The sequence below is a fragment of the Kibdelosporangium philippinense genome (assembly GCF_021390435.2).
GTDB lineage: Bacteria > Actinomycetota > Actinomycetes > Mycobacteriales > Pseudonocardiaceae > Kibdelosporangium > Kibdelosporangium philippinense.
This window is the reverse complement of sequence record NZ_JAJVCN010000002.1, coordinates 234,254-253,996: the sequence shown is the minus strand read 5'-3', so window position 1 is coordinate 253,996 and position 19,743 is coordinate 234,254. Positions and strand designations below refer to the sequence as shown.

General features: G+C 66.1%; 17 protein-coding genes and 1 tRNA gene. 10 read left to right on the top strand and 8 right to left on the bottom strand.

From position 1 onward, the window contains the following. Window positions 1-155: 155 nt before the first annotated feature. The 8 genes from LWC34_RS20020 to rpmH form a co-directional block, all read right to left on the bottom strand. Window positions 156-1,148 (bottom strand): ParB/RepB/Spo0J family partition protein, encoded by a 993-nt coding sequence (locus tag LWC34_RS20020; protein WP_233726697.1) that lies wholly within the window; start codon window positions 1,146-1,148, stop codon window positions 156-158. Continuing rightward, window positions 1,145-2,017: a ParA family protein gene (locus LWC34_RS20015; protein WP_233726696.1), complete on the bottom strand. Its 873-nt coding sequence runs from the start codon at window positions 2,015-2,017 to the stop codon at window positions 1,145-1,147. The genes LWC34_RS20020 and LWC34_RS20015 overlap by 4 nt, the downstream gene beginning before the upstream one ends. Window positions 2,018-2,079: 62 nt before the next feature. Next, entirely contained in the window at window positions 2,080-2,739 is a 660-nt protein-coding gene (rsmG, locus tag LWC34_RS20010; RefSeq protein WP_233726695.1) for a 16S rRNA (guanine(527)-N(7))-methyltransferase RsmG, read from the bottom strand. A 201-nt stretch (window positions 2,740-2,940) separates the two neighbouring features. Continuing rightward, window positions 2,941-3,498, bottom strand: a complete 558-nt coding sequence (locus LWC34_RS20005) for a Jag family protein (RefSeq protein WP_233726694.1) — start codon at window positions 3,496-3,498, stop codon at window positions 2,941-2,943. A 29-nt stretch (window positions 3,499-3,527) separates the two neighbouring features. Then, entirely contained in the window at window positions 3,528-4,625 is a 1,098-nt protein-coding gene (gene yidC, locus LWC34_RS20000) for a membrane protein insertase YidC (protein WP_233726693.1), read from the bottom strand. 5 nt (window positions 4,626-4,630) lie between these two features. Continuing rightward, window positions 4,631-4,957: a membrane protein insertion efficiency factor YidD gene (gene yidD / locus LWC34_RS19995; protein WP_233726692.1), complete on the bottom strand. Its 327-nt coding sequence runs from the start codon at window positions 4,955-4,957 to the stop codon at window positions 4,631-4,633. After that, window positions 4,954-5,331 carry a ribonuclease P protein component gene (rnpA, locus tag LWC34_RS19990; protein ID WP_233726691.1) on the bottom strand — a complete coding sequence of 126 codons (378 nt, stop codon included), beginning with the start codon at window positions 5,329-5,331 and terminating at the stop codon, window positions 4,954-4,956. Before rnpA ends, yidD begins: the two co-directional genes overlap by 4 nt. 16 nt (window positions 5,332-5,347) lie before the next feature. Further along, complete coding sequence (gene rpmH / locus LWC34_RS19985) at window positions 5,348-5,491, bottom strand: 50S ribosomal protein L34 (protein ID WP_173125295.1); 144 nt, start codon at window positions 5,489-5,491, stop codon at window positions 5,348-5,350. A gap of 504 nt (window positions 5,492-5,995) precedes the next feature. Between rpmH and dnaA the strand changes: the two genes are divergently transcribed. The 10 genes from dnaA to LWC34_RS19935 all read left to right on the top strand — a co-directional run bounded on the left by dnaA (window position 5,996) and on the right by LWC34_RS19935 (window position 19,716). Next, complete coding sequence (gene dnaA, locus LWC34_RS19980) at window positions 5,996-7,525, top strand: chromosomal replication initiator protein DnaA (protein WP_233726690.1); 1,530 nt, start codon at window positions 5,996-5,998, stop codon at window positions 7,523-7,525. 2,082 nt (window positions 7,526-9,607) lie between these two features. Continuing rightward, window positions 9,608-10,744 (top strand): DNA polymerase III subunit beta, encoded by a 1,137-nt coding sequence (gene dnaN, locus LWC34_RS19975; protein WP_233726689.1) that lies wholly within the window; start codon window positions 9,608-9,610, stop codon window positions 10,742-10,744. 17 nt (window positions 10,745-10,761) lie between these two features. Further along, window positions 10,762-11,643 carry a phosphogluconate dehydrogenase (NAD(+)-dependent, decarboxylating) gene (gnd, locus tag LWC34_RS19970; protein ID WP_308200110.1) on the top strand — a complete coding sequence of 294 codons (882 nt, stop codon included), beginning with the start codon at window positions 10,762-10,764 and terminating at the stop codon, window positions 11,641-11,643. Between the two features lies 1 nt (window position 11,644). Then, window positions 11,645-12,805 carry a DNA replication/repair protein RecF gene (gene recF, locus LWC34_RS19965; protein WP_233728768.1) on the top strand — a complete coding sequence of 387 codons (1,161 nt, stop codon included), beginning with the start codon at window positions 11,645-11,647 and terminating at the stop codon, window positions 12,803-12,805. Window positions 12,806-12,866: 61 nt separating this feature from the next. Continuing rightward, window positions 12,867-13,481 (top strand): DciA family protein, encoded by a 615-nt coding sequence (locus tag LWC34_RS19960; protein WP_372496555.1) that lies wholly within the window; start codon window positions 12,867-12,869, stop codon window positions 13,479-13,481. A gap of 177 nt (window positions 13,482-13,658) precedes the next feature. Continuing rightward, on the top strand, window positions 13,659-15,638 hold the full coding sequence (gene gyrB / locus LWC34_RS19955; protein ID WP_233726688.1) for a DNA topoisomerase (ATP-hydrolyzing) subunit B: 1,980 nt from the start codon (window positions 13,659-13,661) through the stop codon (window positions 15,636-15,638). 48 nt (window positions 15,639-15,686) lie between these two features. Then, window positions 15,687-18,287, top strand: a complete 2,601-nt coding sequence (gene gyrA, locus LWC34_RS19950) for a DNA gyrase subunit A (protein WP_233726687.1) — start codon at window positions 15,687-15,689, stop codon at window positions 18,285-18,287. A gap of 198 nt (window positions 18,288-18,485) precedes the next feature. Further along, on the top strand, window positions 18,486-19,262 hold the full coding sequence (locus tag LWC34_RS19945) for a DUF3566 domain-containing protein (protein ID WP_372496655.1): 777 nt from the start codon (window positions 18,486-18,488) through the stop codon (window positions 19,260-19,262). 62 nt (window positions 19,263-19,324) lie between these two features. Then, window positions 19,325-19,398, top strand: a tRNA-Ile gene (locus tag LWC34_RS19940). 180 nt (window positions 19,399-19,578) lie between these two features. Next, entirely contained in the window at window positions 19,579-19,716 is a 138-nt protein-coding gene (locus LWC34_RS19935) for a DLW-39 family protein (protein WP_168211497.1), read from the top strand. Window positions 19,717-19,743: the final 27 nt, after the last annotated feature.

The window sequence follows — 19,743 nt, the reverse complement described above, 5'->3', positions numbered from 1 at the left end:
TCTATCCGTCGGCAACTTTGCCTCCGGCCGACAACTAAGTCCGGGTGCCCGGGGAGCTTTCCTACACTCCTTCGCGCGGTTCGAACTCGGTGTCGCCACCCCGCGCAGAATCGGACATATCGGGATCGTCACCGTGACGTAATGACCTGGGGTGGTTACACGTCCTCTTGCCGAATCCCTTTTGTCCCATTTTGGTTGATGATGTCAACGATCCGTTCAAGATCGTCAACGGAGCCGAATTCGACCACGATCCGGCCCTTCCGCTGACCCAATTCAACCTTTACCCGGGTATCGAACCGGTCGGACAGCCGCTCGGCGAGCTCTTGCAACCCGGGGGCGTGCATTGGCTTGCGGGGGGCCGCCTTCGGCTTCGCGGGCTGATCATGCTTGGCGAGCGTCACCGCTTCTTCGGTCGCGCGGACCGACATTCCCTCTTTGACGATCTGAGCCGCGAGCGCTTCCTGACGCTCCGGGTCTTCCAAACCGAGCAATGCGCGGGCGTGCCCGGCCGACAAGATGCCTGCCGCGACCCGGCGCTGCACGGGAAGGGGGAGCTTCAGCAAGCGGATCGTGTTCGTGATGACTGGACGGCTGCGGCCGATCCGGGATGCCAGCTCCTCGTGCGTCACCTCGAACTCGTCGAGCAGCTGCTGATACGCCGCCGCCTCTTCGAGTGGGTTGAGCTGGACCCGGTGGATGTTCTCCAGCAGTGCGTCGCGCAGCATCGCGTCGTCCGCGGTCTGCCGGACGATCGCCGGGATCTTCTCCAATTCGGCTTGCTGCGATGCTCGCAGCCGCCGTTCACCCATCACCAGCTCGTACGAGCCGCCGCCGAGATCGCGCACCACGATCGGCTGCATCAATCCGAATTCACGGATCGAGTGCTCGAGTTCGGAGAGCGCCTCTTCGTCGAAGACCTGCCGCGGCTGTTTCGGGTTCGGCTTGATCGCGGAGGTGGGGATCTCGCGGTAGACCGCCCCCGCGACCTCACCACCCGGCTCGGGCGCGGGCACGCCACGAGCCGGGACCGGACGCCGGGGGATCGCGGGGCTCGCCGCGTCGGCGTCGGGACCGCTGGGGATCAGGGCGGCCAGGCCACGACCGAGGCCGCCCTTGCGTGCCGGAGGGGCCGCATCCGGCTTGCTCATTCCGCCGCACCTCGTTCTGCGAGTTCACGGGACGCGTCGAGGTAGCTCATCGCTCCCCGCGAGCCCGGGTCGTACGCGAGCACAGTCTGGCCGAAGCTCGGCGCCTCGGACACCTTCACGTTCCGCGGGATGACCGTCTGCAGGACCACGTCGCCGAAGTGTTGACGCACCTCCGCGCTCACCTGGTCGGCGAGCTTGGTCCGGCCGTCGTACATCGTGAGCAGGATCGTGGACAGGTCCAGATCCGGGTTGAGGTGCTTTTGCACCAGGTCGATGTTCTTCAGCAGCTGGCTCAGACCTTCCAGTGCGTAGTACTCGCACTGGATCGGGATCAGCACTTCCTGCGCGGCGACCATCGCGTTCACCGTCAGCAGGCCGAGCGACGGCGGGCAGTCGATGAAGACGTAGTCCGGGCCGAGCTCGTCGAACGCCTCGTCGGTCAGCGCCGCCTTCAGGCGACCCTCACGGCCATGCATCTCGACCAGTTCGATCTCGGCACCCGCCAGGTCGATGGTCGCCGGCACGCACCACAGGTTCGGCGACTGGTCGCTGACCTGAGACGCGTCCTTCAGCGAGACCTCACCGAGCAGCACCTCGTAGATGGACGGCGTGCCGGAGCGGCGCTCGACGCCGAGTGCCGTGCTGGCGTTGCCCTGCGGGTCGAGGTCGATCACGAGCACCTTCAGCCCGTGCATCGCCAGACCGGCGGCGAGGTTCACCGCACTGGTCGTCTTCCCGACGCCACCCTTCTGGTTGGCGATGGTGAAGACGCGGCGATGCGAAGGCTTCGGGAACTGCTTGTCGGGATGTAGGAGCTTGGCAGCCCGCTCGGCTTCCTCCGCGATGGGCGTCCAGTTCACTGGCTGCACCTCCTCGGCGCCCGCGGCACCGTCTCAAGTTTCACGTGGAACATGCTCGGTCCGGTCCTTCCTTATCGCCGCTTGCGGTTGCGCCCGGCAGCCGGTTCAGCGCGCCGCACAACAACAACGGTCGTAGGTTCGGCGAGGAACCCACCACCACACGTCCGTACCTCAGGGTCGACGCCGCCCGCGCGAGCGATCTCGGCCCAATCTCGTTCTATCTCCTCGGCGGCACTCGATCCCTTCAGCGCGACGAGCCGACCGCCGGTTCGCAGCAGGGGGAGACACCAACCGGTCAGCTTGCCCATCGGCGCCACCGCCCGGGCGGTCACCACGTCACGGTTGGCGAGCTGCCGCCGGATCTCTTTCTCCTCGGCGCGGCCACGGACCACCGTGACATCCAGATCGAGCTTCGCCGCGACCTCTTCCAGCCATGCCACGCGGCGCGCCATCGGCTCAAGCAGTACGACGTCTAGATCCGGCCGGGCGATCGCCAACGGGATTCCGGGGAACCCGGCGCCCGATCCGACGTCGACCACGGACGCGCCTTCCGGCACGCACTCCGCCATCGCCACCGAGTTCAACAGGTGCCGCTCCCACAGTCGGTCGACTTCACGTGGACCGATCAGCCCTCGCTCGACGCCGTGCACAGTGAGCAGTTCGGCGAACCGAGTCGCTCGGTCCGAACCGGCGCCGAACGCCTGGGACACCACGTCGGTCATGAGCTCCATCCGATGTTCCACGTGAAACCACGCCAGCTCGATTGTCGCCGATCGGCAACCCTCGCCCCACCGACTCACCGAATCCGAATGGGAGTTTCACGTGAAACACGTGTCGAGTGGGGACCCGAATGAGGATCTCACATCCGGCCGACAAAAAAAGAACGCGGCCCGTCTTATTCGACGGACCGCGTCCAAACTCACTCAATAGAGTCAGGGCTTCGGGAAAATCACCACACGCCGGCGGGGATCCTCACCTTCGCTCTCACTGTGCACGCCCTCGATCTCCGCCACCGCGTCGTGAACGACCTTGCGCTCGAACGGCGTCATCGGCTGCAGGCGCACCTTCTCGCCCGAGCTGACTACCTTCTCCGCGCTCGCCTTGCCAAGATCGCGAAGCTCCTCACGACGCTCGGCCCGCCAGCCGGCGATGTCCAACATCAACCGGCTACGCACGCCGGTCTCCTGCTGCACCGCGAGCCGGGTCAGCTCCTGCAGCGCCTCAAGGGCGTTGCCGCGCGGGCCGACCAGCTTCTCCAGATCGTCACCGCCGTCGATGCTGACGATGGCGCGACCGGCTTCGACATCAAGGTCGATGTCGCCGTCGAAGTCGAGCAGGTCCAACAGGCGCTCCAGGTAGTCCCCGGCGATGTCGCCCTCCTGGACAAGCAACTCCTCACCGGTCGGACCGGACCGCGCCGGCTTCTCCTCGGCGGCGTCGTTGTCGACCTGCCCGCCCTCGGCCCCGAGGTCGGTGTCGGCTGCCGTCACGGTTTCTCCTCTCCAGGCATCGGCTCGCGTCACGGACGCTTCCGGCCTGACTTCTTGCTGCGGGATCGGTCTGGCGTCAGACCGGGAACTTTGGAGCTGCCGCTGTTGGTGTTGTTACCCGCGGCCGGCTTCTTGGCGGCGTTGTTCGCGGGCTTCACCGACGGCTGCTTGGCTGGCCATTTCTTGACCGGCTTCTTACTCGACGTCGAGTCGGTGCTGTCCTCGGTGTCGGTCTCGTCGGACGCCACGGGCTTGGCGGGCGTCGGGCGCTTCTTCGGCTGCGTGGGCTTCTGGCCGACCTTCGGGGCGAGGTTGCTGTTGGTGCGCTTCTCCTGCGCGACGGCCTTCTGCTCTTCTTCCTCGCGGTCGATCTTCTTGTAGATCAGCCACTGCTGGCCGAGGGTCCAGATGTTGTTGCTCAACCAGTAGATGAGCAGACCGATCGGGAAGAAGGCACCGAACACGAGCACACCGAGCGGGAACACCCAGAGGGTGATCTTGTTCATGATGCCGGTCTGCGCGGTGGCGGTCGCCGGGTTCTGCCGGGCCACGTTGTGCTTGGCGGTGAAGTGCGTGGCGATCGACGCGATCACCATCAGCGGCGCCGACACGAGGATGACGGACTGCAGGTTGCCGCCGAGACTCGTCATCTCGTTGCTCGCCTGCGCGATGTAGTTCGACAGGCGAGCGCCGAACAGGTTCGCGTGCAGGTACGACTCGACCTCGTCCGCGCCGAAGTAGTAGTTGCCGGTCGCGTTCGGCACGAAGCCGCGAAGCACGTTGTTCAGACCGAAGAAGACCGGGATCTGCAGCAGCATCGGCAGGCAGCTGCCGAGCGGGTTGACCCCGTGCTGCGACTGCAGTTTCTGCATCTCCTGCGCGAGCTTCTGCCGGTCGTTCTTGTACTTCGCCTGCAGCTTCTTGATCTCAGGAGCGAACTCCTGCATCTTCCGCATCGAGCGGACCTGCTTGACGAACGGCTTGATCAGGATCGCGCGGACGGTGAACGTCAGGAAGACGATTCCCAGCAACCAGGCGACGCCACTGGTCGGGCCGAAGACGGCGCCGAAGACCTTGTGCCAACACCAGAGGATGAAGGACACCGGGTAGTTGATGAAATCGAGCACGGGAGCTACTCCTCGGCGGAACTGTGGTGAGCCGGGGTCCCGGACGTCTTGCGCCGGGGGCGACGGGGTGGCACGGGGTCAATTCCCCCGTTGCTCCAGGGGTTGCAACGCAGTAACCGCCACACGGCCAGCGCCAACCCCTTGATGGCGCCATGGGTCTTCAGGGCATCCACGGCGTATGCGCTGCAGCTGGGGTAGTAGCGGCAGGTGGGTGGCAGCAGCGGTGAGATCACCTTGCGGTACAGGTGGATCGGTAGCAGCAGAACCCAGGCGAGAGGTCCGGTGCGGCGTCGTGTGCCGTCCGTGCTCTCGTGATCGTGAGAATCAGTCACTGTTCCACCGCCAGCTTGAGTCGCCGGACGGCCGCGTCGAAATCATGAGCGAGGTCAGCGCTCGACGCTTGGGCGGCCGGCGGAAGCGCCCGCACGACCAACGAGCTGCCGGGGGCCAGAGTTCCGAGCCGGTCGGCCACTACATGGCGCAGCTTGCGGGACACCCGGTGGCGGACCACCGAGTTACCCACTGCCTTGCTTACAACGAAGCCAACCCGGACGGGGGATCCCGTCCGGGTCAGCGGAGTCTCAGTTGTCGGCTCCATGCTCTGCACCGCGTGCACGACGAGCCGGGGTCGCCCAGCGCGTCGACCGTGCCGGGTCACATGGGCGAAGTCGCCGCTACGCGTGAGCCGGGCGGTTGCGGGCAGCACGGTGCCGTGCCGCCTGTCAGGCCGACAGTTCGGCGCGGCCCTTGCGGCGACGAGCCGACAGGATCGCCCGCCCCGCACGGGTACGCATGCGCAGCCGGAACCCGTGGGTCTTGGCACGACGGCGGTTGTTCGGCTGGAAGGTGCGCTTGCCCTTGCTCACGGCTTCGTTCTCCCGATCTTGTCTTGAGGTCGCGTGTCCCCTGCGGAGGTTGGCCCTCGGTGGACCCGTGCGACGTGGCGGTTGCGATGGCCGAGATCGGGCACGCAGAACACACCCGACGCTAGCGGGAGACCTTTCGAGGGTACGCACCCCGCGGGCACCGACCAAATCCGGGTCGGACTTCCGGCTCGCCGGACCGTAGCCCGGGCGACACGCCGCCGCTCAGCGACCCAGCCCCCGGGCACGTCTTGTGGGCAAGGGCGGCGCTTGTTAGCGTGCGGCTTCCGGTTTGTCACACGGGGAGTGCCAGAGGGGATCAACGGAGCCCCGCCGTGTCACGTCCCGCCACTCGGTACGTTGAACCGATACGGGCTTCGCTGCGGTACGCCGTATCTTCGTGCACAGTTGTGGACAACCCTGTGGATGCGATGAAACGCGACGCCCGCGGGGCGGCGGCTCGCCCGCTTGATCCACAAAAAGTACGAGGGGAGGGGAGCCCGCCAGGTGTCCGAGCACCAGATCAACTTTGGTCTCGTATGGGAACAGGTCGTCCGTGAGCTGTCTGCCGGGATCCTGTCACGCCAGCAACAGGCGTGGATGCGGGTGACACGGCCGATCGGTCTGCTCGACGGCACCGCGCTGCTGGCCGCGCCGAGTGATTTCGCCAAGGAGGCAATCGAGCGCGCGCTGCGTGAACCGATCACCGACGCGCTGTCCCGCAGGCTCGGCCGGAGCATCTCCCTCGCTGTGAAAGTGGACACTGTCGGATCACCGACTCCGGCGGTCGCCCCGCCGGCAGCCGTGGTCGAACCGGTCGGCGTGAGCGCGCCGCTTGCCACGGTCCCGGTCGCGGAGATCGATCTCGACTCCGACAGCGACGAGGTCGACGAAGAAGGTGAGGCGCTCGCCACAGCCAGGGAAGTCTGGCCCACCTTCAACGGCAAACAGCCGGCCGCCGTCGGCCAGCCGTTCACCGCGCCTGCCCAGCCGCAGACCTCGAAGACCCGGTTGAACGAGAAGTACACGTTCGACACGTTCGTGATCGGTGCGTCCAACCGGTTCGCCCACGCCGCCGCGGTCGCCGTCGCCGAAGCACCGGCCCGCGCGTACAACCCACTTTTCATCTGGGGAGAGTCGGGACTGGGCAAGACCCACCTGTTGCACGCGGTCGGGCACTACGCCCAGCGGCTGTTCCCAGGGATGCGCGTCCGGTACGTCTCGACCGAGGAATTCACCAACGACTTCATCAACTCGCTGCGTGACGACCGGAAAGTCGCCTTCCAGCGCAGGTACCGGGACATCGACATCCTGCTGGTCGACGACATCCAGTTCCTGGAAGGCAAAGAAGGAACGCAGGAAGAGTTCTTCCACACGTTCAACACGCTGCACAACGCGAACAAGCAGATCGTGGTCAGCAGCGACCGGCCGCCCAAGCGCCTGGAGACGCTGGAAGACCGGCTGCGGACCCGGTTCGAGTGGGGCCTGATCACCGACATCCAGCCACCCGAGCTGGAAACTCGGATCGCGATCCTCCGTAAGAAGGCCGCTCAGGACCGGCTGAACGTGCCAGCCGAGGTTCTCGAGTTCATCGCGGCCCGGATCGAGCACAACATCCGTGAGCTCGAGGGCGCGCTGATTCGGGTGACGGCGTTCGCATCCCTGAACCGTCAGCCGGTCGACCTCGGCCTCGCCGAGATCGTGCTGCGCGACCTGATCCCGGACTCACAGGTCCCGGAGATCAGCGCGTCCACGATCATGGCGGTGACCGCGGAGTTCTTCGGGGTGACGATCGAAGACCTCTGCGGACCGGGAAAAACGAAGGCGCTGGCGCAGTCTCGCCAGATCTCGATGTACCTCTGCCGAGAGCTGACGGATCTGTCCTTGCCGAAGATCGGCCAGACCTTCGGCGGCCGCGACCACACGACAGTGATGCACGCGGAGAAGAAGATCCGTAAAGAGATGGCCGAGCGCCGCCGGACCTACGACCAGGTCCAAGAACTCACTTCCCGAATCAAACAGCGCGCCCGCGGCTGATCTGAAGGCAATCACGGGCAGGCTTCGCGCCTGCCCGTTTCGCATGCGCGCAGGTATGACCGGATGGGTCAGCATCGCGAATCGTGAACTTTTCTGGGCGGGTGGTTGGGCTCAGGGGTGGCCCCAGAAAAGTTCACGAAGGCCGTCTCGGGCGGATGCCCTCACCCCACGCCGCGCCTCGGTGGCTCCAGCGGACGCTCAGAGGCTGGGCCGTCGGTGGCAAGCGTTTGCCGCTTTGCCGACTGATCATCAGCGCCTCTGAGTTGTGAGATCGGGTCGCCGGACGCGAACCTTGATCACCCGGCTGGCTGGAAGATCAGCGAGGCCTAGAAGGTTTCTGCCGAGCCGAGGCGGTTGAACCCGCGACCTCAGGAGAAAGATCCACCGATCGGGTGCCGCCAGGGCGGCATGGATTGCCTCGGTCAGCGCAACCGCCAGGTGCGGCCAATGTTTCTGGCGATGACTACGGCTCAGAGCTGCACCCCTCACAGAAACTGGCAGTCAAGCCACCGCTCCATCTCCGGCTGCCGCCGCATCAGGCCCACAGCCTCCGCAGAAGGCTGGCAGGTCGAGGCACGGATTCGAACCGCGGCACAGCCGACCAAGCCGCCACCTTTCTCCCAAGAGACCGCAGCTCAGGTCCGCAGCGCCAGCAGGTTCAGAGGCCAAGCCGAGCCGCCGCTATCTCCCGAGAAATCGCAGCTCACGAACACTGCGCCTACAGAAACTCCGGGGAAGGTCAAGGCGCCGATTCAGACACCACGATCAGCCAGGCCAACCGCTCCTGCTCTCGGCCACCGAAGCATCGGCCCATGGCTCCCGCAGAAAATTGGGGGCCCGCGTCGGATCCGGAGTCGAACCTTCGGCGCCTGGCCGCGGCTCAGGCTCGGCCGGGTCCCCGCCGAACTCCGCCTGGCCGACCGCCAGCACCTAGGCCTCGCCATCGGATCTTTCTGCCGGTGCCCTCAGCCCAACCCCGCACCTCGTCCAGAAAGTTTGGCCCGACCGCCACACACCAGCCCAGCCACTACATCGACCGCGCCGGTCCCACAGATTTCTGTCGTACGTGCCCGGCCCAGCCGACGACCGTCCAGAGAAAAGTTCCGACCGCTCGGCGCCCTTGCCCCTTGCCGCCGCAGGTTTCTGCAGGGGCCACTTGGCCCGGCCGACCCTCCTCCACAGAAACTCAGCCGCCGACTCCGCCTCAGGCCCGATCAACCATCACCAGGGGTTGTCCACAGCTGTGGATCCTGCAAAAACCGCCTTCGACCTGGCCCACCCGCAACGCCATCCACAGCATCCGCCATGATCATCATCGGCACAACAGCCTCAGGACAAGACCCACCCTCCCTCAGGGGGAGGCGCGACCCCGGAATCGAGCGTAATCCGGCCGCGTGGGGTTGACCAGGGAAAACGTCGACGAGACCGAGCGAACGGTCCGTTCGCTCGAAGTTCACCCGGCTACTCAACCGGACGGGTGATTGTCGGCGGCCGGGAGCGTGTCTTCGCTTGTCAGCGCGCTGCCGAGTCGATCATCGACCGACCGGCGGCCGCGGTCCGGATGGACCGGGTTCGCGAGTTTTTTGGGGCTGTGGAGAGTTGTCCACAGCCCCAAAAACATGTCTGGAGGCCCTTCGGGGTCACCCAAGGGGGCGATTCGCGTCACTTCTCGCCATACACATCGCCTGGGCACAGATCGACCCACATCTGGGGATGAGCTTGTGGACAACTCCCACATCATGTGGACGGATTGGGGCCGGTCGGGAGTTGTACACCGCCGATCGGGTCTATCCACCGATCACATCCCGTGGTCTTCCACAGGTGCTCGCCACGCTCGACCTGCGCGGACGCCGGGCATCCACACAACCCACAGCCCCTATATCTGTCACTGTTTTAGCTCTTTCAAGGAATCAACAGAACAAAAACAGGGGGCGTGGATGGTTGAGGACAACTCGCTCCCGCCAAAAGCCGACAGCCGAAGCCCCGGATGACGAGACCGCCCGGCACGCTCTACGGTTGGAGCCTCTGCACCTCGAGGTGAGTCACTCCGGGGATCAACAGGTCGAGTCTGAAAGGACCTCCATGAAGATCCGCGTCGAGCGCGACGGTCTCGCCGACGCCGTCGCCTGGGTCGCGCGCAGCCTCCCGTCCAGGCCGCCAGTTCCAGTCCTCGGCGGTGTCCTGCTGGACGCCGGTACGCCGGAAGCCGAAGGCGAAGCGCTGACCATCTCCGGTTTCGACTACGAGGTGTCGGCCACGGTCGGTGTCCCTGCGACGATCGCCGACGGCGGCCGCACTCTGGTCTCCGGGCGTCTGCTCGCCGACATCACGAAGGCGTTGCCGAACCAGCCGGTCGAGATCGCGGTCGACGGCGCGCGTGTCTCGATCACCTGTGGCAGTGCGCGGTTCAGCCTGCCGACCATGCCGGTCGAGGACTACCCGCAGTTGCCGCCGATGCCGCCGCACGCGGGTGAGCTCGCCGGTGAGGTGTTCGGTCAGGCTGTCGCACAGGTCGCCATCGCGGCCGGTCGCGACGACACGCTGCCGATGCTGACCGGCGTGCGCGTCGAGATCAACGGCGAAACCTTGACTCTCGTTGCCACCGACCGGTTCCGGTTGGCGATGCGCGAGTTCACGTGGAAGCCGTCCGGTGATGTCGAGGACGCCGCCGTGCTCGTGCCCGCGCGGACGCTCGCCGACGCGGCCAAGTCGCTGGGCACCGCTGGCAAGACGGTCGAGCTCGCACTGTCCTCAAGCGACGGTCTGCTCGGTTTGTCCGGTACCGGCCGTCGGACGACCACCCGGTTGCTCGATGCGGAGTTCCCTCGCTACCGGCAGTTGCTGCCGAGCGAGCAGACGTCCAACGCGATCATCGAAGTCTCGCCACTCGTCGAGGCGATCAAGCGTGTTTCGCTCGTCGCCGAGCGAGGCACCCAGGTCCGGCTCGAATTCACCGGCGGTGGCTTGAAGTTGTCAGCTGGTGGCGATGACGAAGGTAGCGCCGAGGAAGAGCTGCCCGTTCAGTTCGACGGCGAGCCGGTGACTATCGCGTTCAACCCCGGATACCTGCAGGATGGTCTTGGCGCGTTGCACACCGATCGCGCTGAACTTTCGTTCACGACGCCGAACCGGCCCGCGTTGATCAAGCCGGTCGACGAGAATGGCGAAGTTGTCGCCGGGTACTTGTACCTGCTTATGCCCGTGCGCCTGCCGGGCTGATCAAGGGGAGAACAACCGTGCAGCTCGGGCTCGTCGGCCTCGGCAAAATGGGTTTCAACATGCGCGAGCGTTTGCGCGAAGCCGGTCACGAGGTGGTCGGCTTCGACCGCAACCCGGACGTCACCGACGCGGAGTCGCTCGCTGACATGGTCGGCAAGCTCGATGCGCCGCGTGCGGTCTGGGTGATGGTCCCCGCCGGGGATCCGACCAGGCAGACCATCGAGGAACTCGGAAACCTGTTGTCCGAAGGCGATCTGGTGATCGACGGCGGCAACTCGAAGTACACCGAGGACCAGCGCAACGCCGCCGCACTGGCCGAGAAAGGCATCCACTACCTGGATGTCGGTGTCTCGGGCGGGGTGTGGGGCCTGGCCAACGGCTACGGCCTGATGGTCGGCGGCGCGGCCGAGGACGTCGAGCGGATGCTGCCGATCTTCGACTCGCTACGGCCGGAAGGTCCGCGCGAGGAAGGGTTCGCGCACGCAGGCCCGGTCGGCGCGGGGCATTTCTCGAAGATGGTGCACAACGGCATCGAGTACGGCTTGATGCAGGCGTACGCCGAGGGCTTCGAACTGCTCGACACGGCCAAGATCGTCGAAGACGTGCCCGCGGTGATCAAGGCTTGGCAGCGTGGAACCGTTGTCCGGTCATGGTTGCTCGACTTGTTGGTGCGCGCTCTGGACTCCGACCCGGAGCTCGACGATCTTCGCGGTTACGTCGAGGACTCCGGCGAAGGCCGGTGGACGGTGGCGGCCGCGATCGACAACGCCGTTCCGGCGCCGGTCATCTCGGCCGCGTTGTTCGCCCGTTTTGCTTCGCGGCAAGTGGATTCGCCGGCGATGCGCGCGGTTGCCGCGCTGCGTAACCAGTTCGGCGGGCATGCCGTGCACAAAGCCTGAGGTGTACGTCCGGCAGTTGCAGGTTGTCGACTTCCGTTCGTGGGAGCACGCCGACCTGACATTCGAACCTGGGCCGTGCGTGCTTGTCGGCGCGAACGGCCAAGGTAAGACCAACTTGGTCGAGGCGATCGGGTACACCGCGACGCTCGGGTCGCACCGGGTGTCGACCGACGCGCCGATGATCCGGCACGGTGCCCAGCGCGCGGTCGTGCGCACAGCGGTTGTCAACGAAGGCCGCGAGCTCACGATCGAACTGGAAATCACGTCGGGCAAAGCGAATCGCGCGCGCGTGAATCGCGGACCGGTGCCTCGCCCACGTGACGTGCTCGGGATTCTGCGCACTGTCCTGTTCGCGCCGGAGGACCTGGCGTTGGTGCGCGGCGATCCCGGTGAGCGCCGTCGTTTTCTCGACGACCTTCTTGTATTGCGCGCGCCGAGGTACGCGGGTGTTCGTGCGGACTACGAAAGGGTGTTGCGGCAACGCAACGCTTTGCTCAAAACCGCGGGCGCCGCGCGGCGCGCTGGGTCCAAAGGCGACATTGCGACTCTCGACGTGTGGGACGGTCACCTCGCGACGCACGGCGGGCAACTTCTTGCCGCGCGCCTCGATCTCGTTGCGGATCTCGCGCCGCACGTGTTAGCGGCGTACGCCGGGGTTGCGGGCAGTGACAGCGGCAGTCCCGCGAACATCTCCTATAGGTCGTCGATCGCCGACAGCCTCGAACCGGGCTACGGCGTGCCGGGTGGCGATCGCGCTAATCCGGAAATCGTCGGGGATGCCCTGCTCGCGGCCATGGCGGCGAACCGGTCGCAGGAACTGGACCGTGGTGTCAGCCTGGTCGGCCCGCATCGGGACGAGCTGGAGCTGATCTTGGGCGAGGCCCCCGCGAAGGGATACGCGAGTCACGGCGAGTCATGGTCGTATGCCCTGGCTCTGCGGCTGGCCGCGTATGAACTGCTGCGGGCCGAGGGGACCGAGCCGGTTCTGGTGTTGGACGATGTCTTCGCTGAGCTGGACCGGCGCCGCCGGGCGCGACTCGCCGAAGTGGCCGTTGCGGCCGAACAGGTCCTGATCACGGCCGCGGTGGCGGAGGATGTGCCCAGCGAACTGGCCGGGACCCGGTTCTCGGTCGCGGACGGGGAGGTGCGTCGTGCGGGATGACGATCAGCTACCGAAGATCACCCCCAGTGGTGTGACCCGTCCCACATCTGGGGACAACTCTGTGGATAGTGTGGATAACACGGTGACCGGGAGCGGTTCGAAGGCCGCCAACTCGGACATTTCGGCTAACAAGACCCCCCAATCGGGGGATAGCGCGACCCACGGTGACGGTGAGCTCCGCGGCTCGGATCTCGCCCGCGCCGCCCTGCAGGCCGCCAAGGAGGCCGCAGGCACCCGGCGCAAGGCCGCCAAGGAGAAATCCAAGGTCCCGCACACCGGCTCACGCAAGCGTCGGCGCTGGTCGGGAGCGGGCGCGGATAGTCGTGACCCGCAGAAATTTGGCGCACTTTTGGGTAAAATCGCAGCTGACCGCGGGTGGGGCGACCAACTGGCGAACGGCGAGGTGTTCGGCCGGTGGACCGCGATCGTCGGCGCCGAGATCGCCGAACACGCCAAGCCGCTGTCCCTGCGCGACGGTGAACTGACCGTGCAGGCGTCATCAACCGCATGGGCGACACAGTTGCGGTTGCTGCAACGCCAGCTGCTGGCCAAGATCGCCAAAGGCGTGGGCAACGGCGTGGTCAAACGGCTCAAGGTGCATGGTCCGGCGGCACCGAGCTGGCGGTACGGGCCAAGGCACGTGCCCGGCCGTGGACCACGCGACACTTACGGCTAACCTGAGCGTCTGAACTTGCCTCTCGGCCGGTGTGACCCGCCGAAGTTCACGGTAAGACGTCTGTGAGCAATCTAGAGGTGTCCTAAGGGCGGTTCTGGCGAGCTCTACCAGTAAGATGTAGAGGGGATCAGAAGCAGGCCCACAAAGGCCTCGGCGAGACGAGGAGAACCCACGCCCGTGGCAGCCAATGAGAACGGTAAGAGTTACGGCGCCGAGTCCATTTCCGTGCTCAAGGGTCTGGAAGCCGTGCGGCTCCGACCGGGTATGTACATCGGCTCGACCGGCGAGCGCGGCCTGCACCACCTGGTCCAGGAAGTCGTGGACAACTCGGTCGACGAGGCGATGGCCGGATACGCGACCAAGGTCGAGGTGACCCTGCTCGCCGACGGTGGCGTGCGCGTCGTCGATGACGGCCGCGGCATCCCCGTCGCCCAGCACGAGGAAGAGGGCCGGTCCGCGCTCGAGGTCGTCATGACCGTGCTGCACGCGGGCGGCAAGTTCGACAGTGACAGCTATGCGGTGTCCGGCGGTCTGCACGGTGTGGGTATCTCCGTGGTGAACGCGCTGTCGACGCGCCTGGAAGCTGTCGTGCACCGCGATGGTCACGTGTGGAGCCAGACCTTCGTGGCCTCCGAGCCGTCCGCGCCGATCCACCAGGGCGAAGAGAGCGACCGCACCGGCACGTCGATCACCTTCTGGGCCGACCCGGCGATCTTCGAGACCACGACCTACAACGCCGAGACCATCGCGCGGCGCCTTCAGGAAATGGCGTTCCTGAACAAGGGCCTGACGATCGTGCTGCGTGACGAGCGCGTCTCCGACGAGGAGGCAGCCGAGGACGCCGAGGGCCAGGCCGCGCGGATCAAGGAGCGGACCTACCACTACCCGGGCGGTCTCGAGGACTTCGTCAAGCACATCAACCACGCGCGCGAGGCCGTGCACAAGTCGGTTCTCGCGTTCGAGGCCAAGGGCACCGGCATCGAGGTCGAGGTCGCGATGCAGTGGAACACCGGCTACTCCGAGTCGGTCTACACCTTCGCGAACACGATCAACACGCCTGAGGGCGGCACGCACGAGGAAGGCTTCCGCGCCGCGCTGACCCGTGTGGTCAACGTGTACGCGCGTGACAAGAAGCTGCTCAAGGAGAAGGACGCCAACCTCACCGGTGAGGACGTCCGCGAAGGCCTCGCCGCGATCGTGTCGGTCCGGCTGGCCGAGCCGCAGTTCGAAGGCCAGACCAAGCAGAAGCTGGGCAACACCGAGGCGAAGACCTTCGTCCAGCAGACCAGCAACGAGCACCTGACGCACTGGTTCGAGGCCAACCCGGCCGAGGCGAGGACGATCGTCACCAAGGCGGTCGGCTCGGCGCAGGCCCGCATCGCCGCGCGCAAGGCCAAGGAACTCGTCCGCCGCAAGGGCGCGCTGGACATCGGCGGCCTGCCGGGCAAGTTGAAGGACTGCCGGTCGACCAACCCGGAGGAGTGCGAGCTCTACATCGTGGAGGGCGACTCCGCGGGTGGTTCGGCCAAGGAAGGCCGGGACTCGAAGTTCCAGGCGATCCTGCCGATCCGCGGCAAGATCATCAACGTCGAGAAGGCGCGGATCGACCGTGTTCTGAAGAACACCGAGGTCCAGTCGCTGATCACCGCGCTCGGTACCGGTATCTACGACGAGTTCGACCTGGCGAAGCTGCGGTACCACAAGATCGTGCTGATGGCCGACGCCGACGTGGACGGCCAGCACATCCGCACGCTGCTGCTGACGCTGCTGTTCCGCTTCATGCGCCCGCTGGTCGAAGCCGGCCACGTCTACCTCGCGCAGCCGCCGCTGTACAAGATCAAGTGGCAGCGCGGTGTCGAGCCCGAGTTCGCCTACTCCGACCGGGAACGCGACGGCCTGATCGAGCAGGGCCTGGCCAACGGCAAGAAGCTCGGCAAGGACGACAACATCCAGCGCTACAAGGGTCTTGGCGAGATGAACGCCGACGAGCTGTGGGAGACCACAATGGACCCGGCCAACCGGGTGCTCGGGCACGTCACCCTCGACGACGCGGCAACGGCGGACGAACTGTTCAGCGTGCTGATGGGCGAGGACGTGGAAGCCCGCCGCTCCTTCATCACCCGCAACGCCAAGGACGTTCGTTTCCTCGACGTCTAACCGTCCACAGCAGACCTTTTCACCGGGTAGTCAGACGAAAGAAGAACCGTGACCGAGACGACTCTGCCGCCGGACGGGGACCGCACCGAGCCGGTCGACATCCAGCACGAGATGCAGCGCTCCTACATCGACTACGCGATGAGCGTGATCGTCGGCCGGGCGCTGCCGGATGTGCGTGACGGCCTCAAGCCGGTGCACGTCCGAGTTCTGTACTCGATGTACGACTCCGGCTTCCGCCCGGACCGCGGGTACGTCAAGTGCTCGCGCGTCGTCGGCGACGTGATGGGTAACTACCACCCGCACGGTGACTCGGCCATCTACGACACCCTGGTCCGCCTCGCCCAGGGCTGGTCGATGCGCTACCCACTGATCGACGGCCAGGGCAACTTCGGCTCGCCGGGTAACGACCCCGCGGCCGCCATGCGGTACACCGAGGCGCGGCTGACCCCGTTGGCCATGCACATGCTGGCCGACATCGAGGAAGACACGGTCGACTTCCGCGACAACTACGACGGCCGGACGCAGGAACCGGTTGTCCTGCCGTCCCGTGTGCCGAACCTGTTGATCAACGGCAGTTCCGGCATCGCGGTCGGTATGGCCACCAACATCCCGCCGCACAACCTCCGCGAGGTCGCGGACGGAGTCGTGTGGGCGCTGGAGAACTGGGACGCCTCGGACGAGGAAACCTTGGCAGCGTTGATAACGCGGATCAAGGGACCGGATTTCCCCACGCACGGCTTGATTCTGGGCACGTCCGGCATCGAGGACGCGTATCGGACCGGCCGTGGCTCGGTGCGGATGCGCTCGGTCGTCGAGGTCGAAGAGGACGCCAAGGGCCGGACAATCCTTGTCGTCACCGAACTTCCGTATCAGGTCAACCCGGACAACCTGATCGAGAACATGGCCGCGCTCGTGCGGGACGCCAAGATCGCCGGTATCTCGGAGATCGCCGACGAGTCCAACAAGCGCTCCGGTATGCGGATCGTGATCACGCTCAGGCGTGACGCGGTCGCCAAGGTCGTGCTGAACAACCTGTACAAGCACACCCAGCTGCAGCACAACTTCGGCGTGAACATGCTGGCGCTCGTCGACGGCGTGCCGCGCACGCTGCGCCTCGACCAGATCATCCGGCACTACGTCAAGCACCAGGTCGAGGTCATCGTCCGGCGTACCCGCTTCCGCCTGCGCAAGGCCGAGGAGCGCGCGCACATCCTGCGTGGTTACGTCAAGGCGCTGGACATGCTGGACGAGGTGATCGCCCTGATCCGGCGCTCACAGTCCACAGAGGAAGCCCGCAACGGCCTGATCGAACTGCTGGACATCGACGAGATCCAGGCGACCGCCATCCTGGACCTGCAGCTGCGCAGGCTGTCCGCGATGGAACGCCAGAAGATCATCGACGAGCTGGCCGAGATCGAGCGCTACATCGCCGACCTGCAGGACATCCTGGACAAGCCGGAGCGCCAGCGCGCGATCGTGCGCGACGAGCTGATGGAGATCGTCGACAAGTACGGCGACGACCGGCGTACCCGGATCATCCCGTTCGACGGCGACGTCTCGGTCGAGGACCTGATCGCGGTCGAGGACGTGGTCGTGACGATCACGCGCACCGGCTACGCGAAGCGCACCAAGACCGACCTGTACCGCGCGCAGAAGCGTGGCGGCAAGGGCGTGCAGGGCGCGGGCCTGAAGCAGGACGACATCGTGGCGCACTTCTTCGTGTGCTCGACGCATGACTGGATCCTGTTCTTCACCAACAAGGGCCGGGTCTACCGGGCGAAGGCGTACGAGCTACCCGAGGCCAGCCGCAACGCGCGCGGCCAGCACGTGGCCAACCTCCTGGCGTTCCAGCCGGAAGAGCACATCGCACAGGTCATCCAGATCAAGGACTACGAGGTCGCGCCCTACTTGGTGCTCGCGACCAAGGACGGCCTTGTCAAGAAGAGCAAGCTGTCCGACTTCGATTCCAACCGCAGCGGTGGCCTGATCGGCATCAACCTGCGTGAAGGCGACGAGCTGGTCGGCGCGGTGCTCTGCTCGGCGGAAGACGACCTTCTGCTCGTGTCCGCGGGCGGCCAGTCGATCCGGTTCCACGCGTCCGACGAGGCGTTGCGCCCGATGGGCCGCGCCACGTCCGGTGTGCTCGGGATGCGGTTCAACTCCGGTGACGAACTGCTGACCCTCGGTGTTGTGAGGGAAGGCACATTCGTGCTGGTCGCGACGGACGGTGGCTACGCGAAGCGCACGCCGATCGAGGATTACTCAGTGCAGGGCCGCGGCGGCAAGGGTGTGTTGACCATCCAGCACGACAGCAAGCGTGGCAGGCTGGTAGGAGCTCTCATCGTCGAAGCACAAGATGAGATCTACGCCATCACGTCGGCTGGTGGGGTCATCCGCACCTCGGCCGACCAGGTCCGCAAGGCGGGACGGCAGACCAAGGGCGTCCGGCTGATGAACATCGGCGAGGGCACCCTGCTGGTGGCGATCGCCCGGAGCGCCGAGGACACGTCCAACGGTGACGCTGAAGCCGAGGCCGTCGTCGAAGGCGAGGTCATCGCGGACGGCGAGGAAACGGCTGGCAAGGAAACGACAGCCGACGAGACAACCACAGACACATCCGGCGCGTCAACGGAACAGCCCGCAGAATAGATCCAGTTCGCGGGACACCGCCGACGAGGAGACGAGGACCAGGTCGTGACACCCCCCGAGACCCAGGACGGTCGAGGAACGGACAAGACGCAGGAGGTGGACGTCAACCAGACGTCCACAGTGTCCACCGCGGACCGTTCAGAGCCGGCCGAGCAGCCGGAGGCGCAGTCCAACGGGCAGGGTGAGAAGACCCAGGCCATCAAGCCGGTGGTGGCTGAGGAGGACACGAACGGCGCGCCGCCCCCGTGGCAGCGCGTCACCAGTGACGCCCAGTACGCGGAGGAGCCGGAGGCAGCGGAGGAACCCGCCGAGGAAAAGGCTGAGGACGAGCAGCCTGCTCCGCCGGAGGAGCCCACCCGGCCCCGGCTGGTCGACGAGCAGACCGTGAACATCGCCCGCCCGGTCGTGACCGGAACGGCGGCGCCACGGGCGCTCGGCGAATACCCGCCGGTCGGCCTGCACCAGACCGGACCGCAACCCGCGCTCGGCGGCGGCCCGGCAAGGACAACTGTGAACCTCGGCACAGCGAACAGCGCGGTGCCGGGCATGGCAGGCGCGGCCCAACGCGCTGGCACCGCGCCACCCAGTGCGCTGCGCCGCCCGGGCCGCGGCCCACGCCGGGCAAACCTGCAGATCAAGCGCTTCGACCCGTGGTCTGTGCTGAAACTGGCACTGGTTCTCGGTGTGGCGCTGTTCTTCGTGTGGCTGGTGGCCGTCGGTGTGCTCTACGCCGTGCTGGAAGGCATGGGCGTCTGGGACAAGATCAACGGCACGGCGAACGAACTGTTCCAGGCCAGCGCGAACACCACCGCGGAACCCTTGATCAGCGCAGGCCGGGTCTTCGGCGTCGCGGCGATCATCGGCGCCGTGAACATCGTGTTGTTCAGCGCTTTGGCCACGGTCGCGGCCTTCGTCTACAACGTGTCCGCCGACCTCGCCGGGGGCCTTGAGGTCACCCTGGCGGAGCGGGAGTAGCAAAAGGGGATACCGGTTTTGGGGCGCGGGAAGCCATGCGGTAATCTTCTCGACGTTCCCAAGGGCCCATAGCTCAGGCGGTTAGAGCGCTTCGCTGATAACGAAGAGGTCGGAGGTTCAAGTCCTCCTGGGCCCACGATCGATTGGGTGACGTGTGCCAGCCTTACGGCTGGCCTTCATCGGTCGTCATAATTTTGGGGGGCCCAGCCCTCCATGCCCCCCAGGAAAACGCAGGGCGCTGCGCGCCACGTGGTTGAGCGCGTAGTGTTGGGGATGCGTTTAGGGGAACAAAGCATGTGCCTGAAGGAGGCCTGACGTGAAGAAGCTTCTCGGACTGGTGGCAGTCGCCGGCGCCATCTTCCTGGTGGTCCGCCGCAGCCGTTCCGCGAAGGCCGAGGCCGACCTGTGGCGTGAGGCCACCGCCCCCGCCGGCAACAACGGCGCCGCCAAGTAAGACCCAACCTCGATCAGTGGCCCGCAG

Bases quoted from the DNA above. Each gene is read 5' to 3' on its own strand.
- LWC34_RS20020 (WP_233726697.1), bottom strand. From the start codon at position 1,148: ATGAGCAAGCCGGATGCGGCCCCTCCGGCACGCAAGGGCGGCCTCGGT.
- rsmG (WP_233726695.1), bottom strand. From the start codon at position 2,739: ATGGAGCTCATGACCGACGTGGTGTCCCAGGCGTTCGGCGCCGGTTCG.
- dnaN (WP_233726689.1), top strand. From the start codon at position 9,608: ATGAAGATCCGCGTCGAGCGCGACGGTCTCGCCGACGCCGTCGCCTGG.